Annotated in this window: 2 protein-coding genes; both read left to right on the plus strand. The window is 51.6% G+C overall.

The features are described from left to right. Positions 1 to 293, plus strand: a 293-nt coding sequence (locus ACWEOZ_RS44185; protein ID WP_451916654.1) for a hypothetical protein, incomplete at its 5' end; no start/stop codon positions are given. A 1,136-nt stretch (positions 294 to 1,429) separates the two neighbouring features. Then, positions 1,430 to 2,495, plus strand: a 1,066-nt coding sequence (locus tag ACWEOZ_RS44190; RefSeq protein WP_451916655.1) for an FAD-dependent oxidoreductase, incomplete at its 3' end; no start/stop codon positions are given.

Consider the following 2,495-nt stretch of genomic DNA (forward strand, 5'->3'; position numbering starts at 1 on the left):
TCGCCCGTCTGCGCAGAAGGGAATCGCTCGCTTCCTGGGCGGCCCGACTGGGAGTGACCGTTCCGACTCTGATGCGCATAGAGGCCGGTGAACCGGGCGTTGGTATCGGTCTTTACGCGACGGCTTTATGGCTCATAGGACGGGATGGTGCTCTCACCGAGCTGGCGTCCCCAGAAAAAGACAGGGGGGCACTTGAGATGGACGTGCGTGAGGCTGTTGAGCTCGGCAAGTCTCGGGCAACTGCGTCCGCGCAGGCTCGGCTGAGCCGAAAGGAAAAGCGCGACCACCAGTGATTCAGAACGCAATGAGCGCAGGACGCTTTCAGGCAGGCGATAAGAGCACAGCAATCTGCTCGCGTTGTGGCGAACTGGTTGACACAACTTTCGTTCAACGAGATGTTCCGTTCAGCGACGGCAAGGGCTTCGTCGCAGGATTCTCGTAGCTATTTGCGATGTTTGCGATAACGTCGTTGCGATACCGGTTCAGTCCACTCCGGGTATCCGGGAAGCTCGATAATGATGTCCATCGTGAGGCGCTAAACGCGCATCGGTTCGCGTGAGCGACAGGCACAATGCGTCACCCTGGCGCCCTCTTTGCACGAAAATACCCAAGAGGAATAACTGCTCATGCGCGGAGTAAAAGCGCGGGCGCGTGTCGTGTACTATCGAGATGATTTGTTTTTGCCTTCGATGTAGGACCGCGTCTTTACTTTTTAGGGTCGCGCTTGCGAGGGAGGGTCACGCAGCGGACGAAAAACAGCGTAGAGTGCGGTACCACTCTTCCGCACACGAGATGGTCGCGATTGAGAGACGGATGAAGTTGCTAGTCAAAAAACACTTATGATTAAATGGGTTATTGACTCGCCTCAAGGCGAGGGTCATCCATGTATGCTAGCTGGGATAGGGGGATATAAGTGGAAGAGCTAATCGCGGCATATATCGCACAATTGTCGGAGAAGGACGGCCGAGAATATAGGGCGCGCGGGGATTTATTGGACGAGGTATATAGATATATCCTGGGCCAGGGTTTTGGTAAAATTTCAATTTCTGTGCTAACGAGAGTAGTCGACCAGTATGTGCGGTTGGCAATACTAGAGGACAGGGCTGCGCGAGTTGGAAGTGGGGAGTATGTATTCAGTGCTGCCGCTGATATCGAAAATATCAAACGAGACTACGACGATAGACGTCGGGGGCTCGTTCATCGGGAAGTCGTGTCACGTTCTGTGCCGGACCGTGGCCCCTCGTTAGAAGAGCGATTGAATATGTTGACCGCACGGAATAATGAGCTTTCTGTGCAAATTGACCGCATGCGAGATTTGTTGAGAATGAAGGGCGGCGTCCTCGCACTCATTCTTGATGATGATTTCCTTTGCACATCCGCGTCCGCTCGAAAGAGTCTATTCGACGCACAAGATTACGCTCTTTAAAACATGGATAAAAACAAATCTCATGCGGGGTTGGCGCTTCTTGCTTATAAGATTGGACCTAATCAGTTCGAGCTTAACAGGAGCTTGACCTATATCAGCATGCGTGACCAAGTCCTCCGGGCGCGGACACTTATTCATACGGCCATTGATGCAGGGCTATTCGAAAAGCAAGCTGAAAATAGTAGTTCGTTTGCTGATGGAGATGTCGACTACGATGTGGTTGTGCTAGGCGCGGGTGTGGGCGGAATTTCTGCAGCGTTGGCCTCTGCTGAGGCTGGTATGCGGACGCTTGTTCTCGATGCGCAGGGGCAGTGCTTTTCGTTGCTCCGCAAAGGCACAGACAGATTGTTGAGCACGACCGTTTATGATTGGCCAGCAATTCACTTTTCCAGTCACTGCTTTCCAGATATTCCAGACCTAAAACCTAATCCAGCGACGCATGCCGCTATCCTTCGCTTTCCCTCTGCTCCGAAAGCGGCGAGTGCACTGGCGGACGAGCTACAAGCGCAGCTAGATAAATATAAGCTGAAATATTCATCTGTTTTTCAGATTGAAAATGGAATAAAGCTAACGTCTCATCAAAGTGTGCTTTATGGTGGCGCAAGAGTTCTAACAGTTATCCTGCCGCGTGAGATAAATGTCCTCGGCGGCTCAAAAAGTAGCATTATTCGGGCTCGCATTGTTATTTTTGCAATTGGCTTCGGCTCGGAAAAGGTCCTTGCCAGTAGTTCTGATATTGGAAAAACGTTTTGGGGGTATGCCAGCCTTGAAAAAGAATTGGACGCACTTCGACCGGAACGCGCTACCGCTGTCGTACAGGGAGCTGGAGACGGAGGGCTTCAAGAGTGCCTGAGAATTGCGTTTAAGCCGGAATATCACGATTTGGCGAAAGCAATTTCTCTGTTGGAACGCGAGGTGTCAGACGTATCACCTGAGTGGTATCAGTTGATGTTGAAAATCTTGTGCGCGGAAGATAATGCGGCGCGTGCATATATGTGGGGATACGATATACCAACAGTCTATAAGGGGCTGGACGAAGTGCACGATTCGGTTATAGTCAGGTTGCTAG

The sequence above is a fragment of the Actinoplanes sp. NPDC004185 genome (assembly GCF_053603475.1).